The organism is Nonomuraea sp. NPDC004186, assembly GCF_053603495.1.
In genome coordinates, this window is sequence record NZ_JBSGFQ010000125.1 from 25,982 (window position 1) to 34,188 (window position 8,207).

The window sequence follows — 8,207 nt, forward strand, 5'->3', positions numbered from 1 at the left end:
GCCACCTATGCAATCGGTTACTCGGCGCCGCGCCGGAGCCGCGCTCACGCTCACGGGGGGCCTCGTCCTCCTGACCGCGTGCGCCTCCGGCGCCTCCGGCGGCCCGGCCGGCCGCAACGCTCCGACGGAGCGGAAGATCGCGTCGTTCACGTACGCGATCTCGCAGATGCCCACGTCGTTGAGCGGTATCACCACCAAGACCAACACGCAGATGATCACCTCACTGGTCGCGGAGCCGCTCGAGCGGATCGGCTTCGACCAGGGCCAGATCAGGATCACGCCGGGGCTGGCCGTCTCGGCCGCCGAGCCCGACAAGAGCACGGTGGTCTACCGGCTCCGGGACGGCGTCACCTTCTCCGACGGCAAGCCGCTGACGCCGGAGGACGTCGTCTGGAGCATCGACGCCGCCGCCGTGCCCACCGCCGAGACCGCGGGCAACATGCAGGGCTTCAAGAGCGCGGAGGTCACCGGACCCCGCGAGGTCACGGTGACGTGGAAGTACCCGACCGCCTTCCTGCGCAACGCCCTCGGCGGCCTCCCGATCCAGCAGGCCGCGTTCGCCAAGGCGCACCCCAAGGACCTCGGCACCTCGGCCGCGCTGCCGATCGGCACCGGCCCCTACGTCTTCAAGACGCAGACCTCGCAGGACATCACGCTCGCCCGCAACCCGGGCTACTGGGGCACTCCGCCCAAGCCCGACTCGGTGAAGTTCACCGTGATCAGCGACAACTCGGCCGCCCAGCTCGCCATGCGCTCGGGATCGCTTCAGGGCGTGCAGGTCAACGACCTCAAGACCACCGCGCAGTGGAAGGGCAGCGGGGCCTCGCTGCACATGGCGGACGACTTCAACTCCGACCTCCTCTCGATGGACACCGGCAAGCCGCCCTTCGACGACCTGCACGTCCGCAAGGCGGTCGCGCACTCCATCGACCGCAAGGGCGTGCTGGCCGCCGCCTTCGGCGAGCACGCCGCACTGCTGAAGACGATCGTGCCCACCGGCGAGCTGGCCGGCGTCGCCCAGGAGGCCGAGGCGGAGGCGTTCCTCGGCCGGCTCCCGGCGTACGAGTTCGACCTGGCCAAGGCCAAGGCGGAGCTGGCGCAGTCCGCGCACGCCGGCGGGTTCGAGGTCACCGTCCCCTATCTCAACACCTCCGCGTGGGAGCGGCTGCTGCTGCTCAACCTGCAGCAGAACATGAAGCAGCTGGGCGTCACCGTCACCCCCAAGCCGGTGCCCCCCGGCCAGTGGTTCCAGACGTTCTTCAGCCACCAGACCACCGGCATCCAGGTGATCACCGGATTCGGCAGCACCCTGCCCGACCCCTCCGGGCTGATGTTCGGCTTCGTCGGCAAGGCCAACATGAAGCCCAACTTCCCCAACTCGGCGAACTTCACCACCCCGGTCGTCGAGAAGAACTTCCCGCTCATCGCCCCCGAGACCGCCGGGAAGTACTCCAAGGAGGAGCGCTGGGCGGCGACCAAGGCGATCATCACGGAGATCGCCGAGCAGGTCCCGTACGTGCCGCTCTACACCCAGCAGCAGGTGTACGCGCTGGCCGGCGGGCTCACGTTCACCAGAACCCCGACGCTCTTCGACAAGCAGAGCGGCGCCTGGATCGAGCTGCTGCGTTCGAACAAATGACGATCATCCTCTTCCTCGCCAAGCGGCTGGGCGCCATGCTCCTGCTGCTGCTGGTGCTCAGCTTCCTGGTCTTCGGGCTGCTGGCGGCCAGCCCCGGCTCGCCGGTGCAGACCCTGCTCGGCACCCGCCCGCCGACACCGGAGGTGCTGGCGGCGCTGCAGGCCAAGTACCACCTCGACGAGCCGTTCCTGCTCCAGTACTGGTCCTGGCTCGGCGACGCGCTCCGGCTGGACTTCAGGCAGTCGATCTCCATCCAGACCGACCAGGACGTCCTGCTGCTGATGGGTGACCGGGCGGCGATCACGCTCCAGCTCGCGTTCTACGCCGTGGTGCTGGTCGTCGGCTTCGGCATCCCCCTCGGGATGGCGGCGGGCATGCGGCGCGGCCGTCCCACCGACCGGGCCGTGTCGTTCCTGGCCACGTTCGCCATCAGCGCGCCGCCGGTCGTGCTGTCGATCGCGCTGCTGTACGTGTTCGGCGTCGCCCTCGGCTGGTTCCCCGTCTACGGGATCGGCGAGGGCTTCAGCGAGCGGGTCGCCCACCTGACGCTGCCCGCGCTGGCGCTGGCCGGATTCCTGTCCGCCGTCGTCATCCGGCAGACCCGCGCCGCCACCCTCACCGTCATGCAGCAGGACTACATCACCTTCGCCCGCATCCGCGGGCTCAGCCCCGCCCGGGTGCTGGTCCGCTATGCCCTGCGCAACTCCGCCCTGCCCGTCGTGACCAGCACGGGGATGCTGGTCATCGCCGCGCTGTCCGCCGGGGTGTTCGTGGAGCAGGTCTTCTCCCTGCCCGGGATCGGCACCCTGCTGCTGCAGGCGGTGGTCGACAAGGACATCCCCGTGGTCCAGGGCCTCGCCGTGCTCCTGGGGGCGCTGGTGGTGCTGGTCAACCTGGTCGTCGACCTGCTGGGCCTGGCGCTCGACCCCGGCACCCGTACGATCGCGAAAGCAGGTGCCTGATGGCGGTGATCGCCCTTTCCGCCTCCGCGCGAAGCGTGGCCAGGGCTCCCCTCATGGTGCGCCTGGCCGCGGGCTTCCTCCTGCTGGTCGCCGTGCTCGCCGCGGCCGGGCCGTGGCTGACGCCCTACGACCCCGGCGCCCAGGACCTGATGCTGAACGTGTCGGGCTCCAGCGGCGCGCACTGGCTCGGCACCGACCAGCTCGGCAGGGACGTGCTGTCCCAGGTCATCGCGGGCACGCGCAGCGCGCTGGCCGGCCCGCTCTGCGTCGCGCTCGGCACCGTCGTGGTCGGCGCGGCCCTGGGCGTGCTGGCCGGATACCGGGGCGGCTGGATCGACTCGCTGCTCAACCGGCTGGCCGATCTGATGTACGCGCTGCCCGGGCTGCTGGTGATCATCGTGCTGGTCGGCGTCGTGGGCGGCGGCTACTGGTTCGCCGTCCTCGTCCTGGCGGTGCTGTCGCTGCCGGGCGAGATCCGGCTGTGCCGCAGCGCCACGCTCGCCCAGGCGCGCCTGCCGTACGTGGACGCGGCCCGCACCCTGGGCCTGCCCGCCGGGCGGATCATGGCCAGGCACCTCCTCCCCAACATCATGCCCACCGTGATCGCGACCTTCCTGCTGGACTTCGTCGGCGCGCTGATCAGCCTGTCCGGCCTGTCCTACCTCGGCCTGGGCGCGCCACCCGGCAACCCGGACTGGGGCGCCCTGCTGCAGAGCGGCCAGAACCTGCTCGCCGACAACCCCTGGATCTCCCTGGCGCCCGGCGCCATGATCGCCTTCACCGCCACCAGCTTCACCCTCCTGGGCGACTGGATCTACGACCGCTACTCCATGGACGGTGACCGGCCATGACCCCTCTTCTCACCGTCAGCGGCCTGCGCGTGCACGCCGGTCCCAGAACCCTGGTCAGGGAGGTCGACTTCACCCTCGACGCCGGCCGGACGCTGGGCATCGTGGGCGAGTCGGGCAGCGGCAAGACGATGACCGCCCGCGCCGTCATGGCCGCCCTCCCCCCGGGGGTCGGCGCGTCCGGCGACATCACCTTCGACGGCGTCCCGCTCATCGGCAGGAAGGAACGCGAGCTGCGGCCGCTGCGCGGCACCCGCATCAGCATGGTCATGCAGGACCCGTTCACCGCGCTGAACCCGCTGCAGACCATCGGCGAGCACCTGCGCGAGTCGCTCCCGCGCCAGGTGCGCCGCGACCGCGGCACCGCCCGCGCCGAGATCGTCCGCCGCCTGGCCGAGGTCGGGCTCGACGCCGCCGAGGTCGCCCGCAAGTACCCCTTCCAGCTGTCCGGCGGCATGCGCCAGCGCGTCGCCATCGCCGCCGCGCTCGCCGGGGACCCGGACCTGCTGGTCGCCGACGAGCCCACCACCGCCCTCGACGCCACCACCCAGGCCGACATCCTGCGCCTGCTGCACAAGCTCCAGCGCGACCGGGACATGGCACTCATCCTCATCACGCACGACCTGCGCGTGGCCTTCTCCGTCTGCGACCGGATCCTGGTCATGTACGCCGGGTCGGTCCTGGAGAACGCCCCCGCGAGCGAGCTGGCGCGCACGCCCGAACACCCCTACTCCCTCGGCCTGCTGCTCGCCGAGCCGCCGGTGACACACCTGGTCGAGAAGCTCACCGCCATCCCCGGCAGCGTCCCGCGCGCCGACGACCTGGCCGACCGGTGCGCCTTCGCCGCGCGCTGCGACTGGAGCACGCCCGACTGCACAATGTCCCGGCCGCCGCTCGCGCCCGTCGGCGACGACCGCTCGTCCGCCTGCTTCCGCCTGGACGAGATCCGCGCCGACCTGCGGCTGCGCCGCCAGGAGGCCACGCAGGCCGCCGCGGCGCCCCGGCCGCGGACCGGCGCGCCCATCCTGACCGTGTCCGGGCTGAGCATGACCTACCGCACCACGTCCATGGTCTCGCGGGCGGTGACGAAGCAGGCCGTACGGGAGGTGTCCTTCGAGATCGCCGAAGGCGAGTCGCTGGGGCTCGTGGGCGAGACCGGCTCCGGCAAGACCACCATCGCGCGCTGCGTCCTCGGGCTGCAGACCGCCACCGGCGGCACGATCCGCCTCGGCGAGCTGGACGTCACCGACCACCGGCGGCTCACCGCGAAGCAGCGGCGGCAGGCCGGCCGCCTGGTCCAGGTGGTGTTCCAGGACCCGTACGCCTCGCTCAACCCCGCGCTGTCCATCGGCGCGGCGCTCACGGAGGCGCTCGCCGTCGGCGGCACCGGCCAGCGGGTCGGCGACCTGCTCGACCTGGTGGGCCTGCCCGCCGCCTACGCCGCCCGCAAGCCGAGCGCGCTGTCCGGCGGCGAGCGCCAGCGCGTCGCCATCGCCAGGGCCATCGCGGTCCGGCCCCGCCTGCTGATCTGCGACGAGCCCGTGGCCGCGCTCGACGTGTCCGTCCAGGCGCAGGTGCTGGAGCTGCTGCGCGAGGTACGCCGGGAGCACGGCACCAGCATGCTCTTCATCACCCACGACCTGGCGGTGGTGCGGCAGATGACCGATCGCGCCATCGTGCTGCGGCACGGAGAGATCGCCGAGAGCGGGGACACGGGCACGATCCTGGACTCCCCCCGGCACCCGTACACGATCAGCCTGGTCGAGTCCGTGCCCCGGCACGAGTGAAAACTTCGACATACTGTTGAGATCGATCCTGCGAGACACGAGACAGGGGTACGGCCAATGACAGCCACGTCCGCGGACGGCGAGCCGACGTTCACCACGAACGAGCGGGCCCACGCCGCCCTGGTGGTCGAACTGCTGGGCCCGGTCATCCCGGCGCTCGCCCAGGCCATGGGCCCCAAGACCGAGGCGGTGCTGCACAACCTGACCACGATGCCCAACACGATCGCCGCCATCGGCGGCACGCTGACCGGCAGGGACATCGGCGGTCCGCCCACCGACCTGGGGCTGCGCACGTTCAAGGCGGGCTGGACCGAGCACCTGATCGGCTACCGGTCGGAGACCGCCGACGGGCTGGTGATGCGCTCGTCGAGCATCTTCTTCCACGCCCCGTCCGGCAAGTCGGTGGTGTGCCTGTGCGTCAACACCGACATCGGCGACCTGAAGCGGGCCGAGGAGATCCTCCATGCGATGACCGCCCTCGCACCCGGGGCGGGCCCGATGCTCGACGCCCCTCCCGGCAGGCCGGCGGAGACCTTCCCGGTGTCGCTGGAGAGCCTCGGCGAGGGGATCCTCGACAACGCGATCAACGGGGCCGGGGTGCCGGTCGACCTGATGAAGAAGTCGCACAAGGTCGCGGTGGTCGAGGACCTCAACAAACGCGGCTTCTTCACCCTGCGCGGCGCGGTGGACCAGGCGGCCCAGCGGCTCAACGTCAGCCGCTTCACGATCTACAACTACCTCAACGAGCTCCAGGCCGAGACCGTCGACTGAACGTCCGGCCTCAGGTGTCGTCCCGCGCTCCCACGACGATCACGCCGGCCGTGTGCAGGCTGGTCAGCAGGGTCCAGTCGTCGGCCGGGTCGAGCCAGACCTGGAGCTCCGCCGGCCCCGTCGGCCGCGGCAGCGCCCCGGCGGGCTCGTAGAAGGCCAAGACCAGCACCAGGGGCACCGGCGCCTCCCACCGGGAGGGGGCCGGTGGCTCGTGCCGGCCCCCGAGCAGGACGGCGCGCTCGGCCTCGTCGCAGGCGTCGAGCTGCGGCCCGGCCGCGAGCTGGGCCTGCACCCTGACCTGCACGTCCATCGCGAGGCCGACCCGCGCCGCGGCCCGCTCGCCGTCGGTGGCGAGCGAGGCGTAGCCGGGGATGAGCATCCCGGTCAGCTCGGCGGCGTCGTCGGCGTAGCCGCGGTAGGTCCCGTCCGCGTGGATCATTTCGTAGCGGTACGGCCGGCCGTCGCCGTTGACCGGGGCGGGCGGAGGCGGCTCCGCCGCCGAGGAGTTGCGGATGATCACGGCCACCGGCCGGCCTCCCGTTCCGTGGTGAGGTCGTTCATGCCGCGGGCGCCCAGCGAGTGGCGGCGAACAGGGCGGTGAGCTGCTCCTTGTCGGCGGCCCGCCAGAACAGCTCGTCCATCAGGAGCCGGAAGGAGAGGCTTCCTCCCTCGGTGAGGTCCAGCCCGGGCTCCTGCTTGAGGAGCTCGGCGTGGGCGCCCAACTGGTCGAGCCGGCCAAGGTTGGGCAACTGACCCAGCGTCGCGGTGCGGAAGGCCGCCTCGACCTCCGCGAGCGACACCTTCACACGGGACTGGATCACGGCGGGGTCGAGCGAACCGTCCCACAGCCGCCACTCGACGTGGTCTTTCGCGGTCCCCTTCATGCTCTCCATGTTCACCGCGGACTTGCGGCCGTTGAGATTGCGCACCGGGGCTATCGACCGGTAGCCCTCCGTGGGGAGCCGGTTGGGCTGGCATTGCGCCACGCCCCGGTGGCTTTCCCGCTCCGGATTGTGCCCGAGCCTGAACAGGGTGTCGGTGTGCAGGCCCCCGTGATTCAGCAAGCTGGTGTAGTTCTCCACGATGTGGTCGAAGTCGTGCGTGCTCACGTGGACGTGCCCGCCGGTAGAGGCGCCGGCCGTGCCGCCGTGCGCGCGGATGATCTCGGTGGCGACGAGGAGGTTCTCCCACGTCGCCGGCTCGTCGTACAGGATGGGTGAGATCAGCTCGCCGTCGACCGTGCCGTCCTGCTCCAGCCTCCAGAGGCCGCGCCCGCCGTTCTTGCCCGACCGGTAACCCTCGTCCCGCATGGTGTGGTAGTTGTCCACCTTGGCATCGCCGGTCAGGCCGGCCTTGTGAAGGGCACGGGCGATGGCCTGCAGGGCCTGGCGGGCGTTGTGCTTCGGCAGCTCGAACTCGATCTCCACCCCGAAACCGCGCCCGCCGTCCCGGGCCCCCAGGGACGCGGTGGCGTTCTCCCTCATGTAGGGGATCACCGCCTCTCCCCTGACCGCGCGTTGCACCGCCTGATCATAAGCGTGCCGGTACGCCGCGAAATCCCCCGTGAAAGAGACCTCCGGGCGCTCCGGCCAGCGTTGCCACGCCCGGGTGCGGGACTCCAGCGAGGCCACCATTTCCTGCCTGGCCACGACCAACGGGTCCTGGCCGACCAGGCGCGACACGGTGCGGCGCAGGGAAGAATGGTGGAAGGCCTCCTTCGCCTGCGCGTGCGCGTGCGCCGCGGCCTGCCGGGCGTCCCGGACGGCCGCGGGCGACAGGTCGTGCAGGCCCGGCGGGACCTGCTGCGGGTCCGGCCGTACGACGTGCGTAGACAAGACGTCGAGCACCTGCTGCCTGTCGAGCGGCCCGAAGGGGTCGACGCCATGCGGTAGTGCCACGGCGGCATGCCGCACCAACTGCTCGACGGAATGGTGGTGACCCGTGTCCCCCGCCAAGCGGCGCAGCGGATCGAACACCCACATCCGGGACGGCGACTCGGAGGCGGTGATCTCGGCGAGGCGGGAGAGGGCGCGCGCCTCGTCGTTGCTCAGCTGCGTGAGACCGCGCTCGGCCGCGATCCGCAACCCGTCCCAAAGGTACGGGTCGCGCGCCCGGTAGGCGGCGAGGCGGCCGACGAGATCCGCGCGGTCGGCCGCCCGCGCCAGGTCGGCGCCGTCCGCCTGCGCGTCCGCGGCCAGGC

General features: G+C 71.6%; 7 protein-coding genes. 5 read left to right on the forward strand and 2 right to left on the reverse strand.

What is annotated here, in order from left to right:
• The first annotated feature begins 7 nt into the window (after positions 1-7).
• The 5 genes from ACWEPL_RS54415 to ACWEPL_RS54435 are packed head-to-tail and all read left to right on the forward strand — an operon-like array spanning position 8 to position 6,007.
• Complete coding sequence (locus ACWEPL_RS54415; protein WP_452441218.1) at positions 8-1,639, forward strand: ABC transporter substrate-binding protein; 1,632 nt, start codon at positions 8-10, stop codon at positions 1,637-1,639.
• Positions 1,636-2,601: an ABC transporter permease gene (locus ACWEPL_RS54420; RefSeq protein ID WP_452441219.1), complete on the forward strand. Its 966-nt coding sequence runs from the start codon at positions 1,636-1,638 to the stop codon at positions 2,599-2,601. The genes ACWEPL_RS54415 and ACWEPL_RS54420 overlap by 4 nt, the downstream gene beginning before the upstream one ends.
• On the forward strand, positions 2,601-3,452 hold the full coding sequence (locus tag ACWEPL_RS54425; RefSeq protein ID WP_363971187.1) for an ABC transporter permease: 852 nt from the start codon (positions 2,601-2,603) through the stop codon (positions 3,450-3,452). The genes ACWEPL_RS54420 and ACWEPL_RS54425 overlap by 1 nt, the downstream gene beginning before the upstream one ends.
• The gene (locus tag ACWEPL_RS54430; RefSeq protein ID WP_452441220.1) at positions 3,449-5,236 is read left to right on the forward strand and encodes a dipeptide ABC transporter ATP-binding protein; all 1,788 of its coding nucleotides are present in this window, start codon (positions 3,449-3,451) and stop codon (positions 5,234-5,236) included. The genes ACWEPL_RS54425 and ACWEPL_RS54430 overlap by 4 nt, the downstream gene beginning before the upstream one ends.
• Positions 5,237-5,293: 57 nt before the next feature.
• Positions 5,294-6,007, forward strand: a complete 714-nt coding sequence (locus ACWEPL_RS54435) for a helix-turn-helix transcriptional regulator (protein WP_363971191.1) — start codon at positions 5,294-5,296, stop codon at positions 6,005-6,007.
• A gap of 10 nt (positions 6,008-6,017) precedes the next feature.
• Here ACWEPL_RS54435 and ACWEPL_RS54440 read toward each other — a convergent pair whose 3' ends face one another.
• Both ACWEPL_RS54440 and ACWEPL_RS54445 read right to left on the reverse strand, forming a co-directional pair.
• Positions 6,018-6,533, reverse strand: coding sequence for a hypothetical protein (locus ACWEPL_RS54440; RefSeq protein ID WP_452441222.1), 516 nt, complete (start codon positions 6,531-6,533; stop codon positions 6,018-6,020).
• 31 nt (positions 6,534-6,564) lie between these two features.
• Positions 6,565-8,207: amidoligase family protein (locus ACWEPL_RS54445; protein ID WP_452441223.1), on the reverse strand; the 1,643-nt coding region annotated here is incomplete at its 5' end.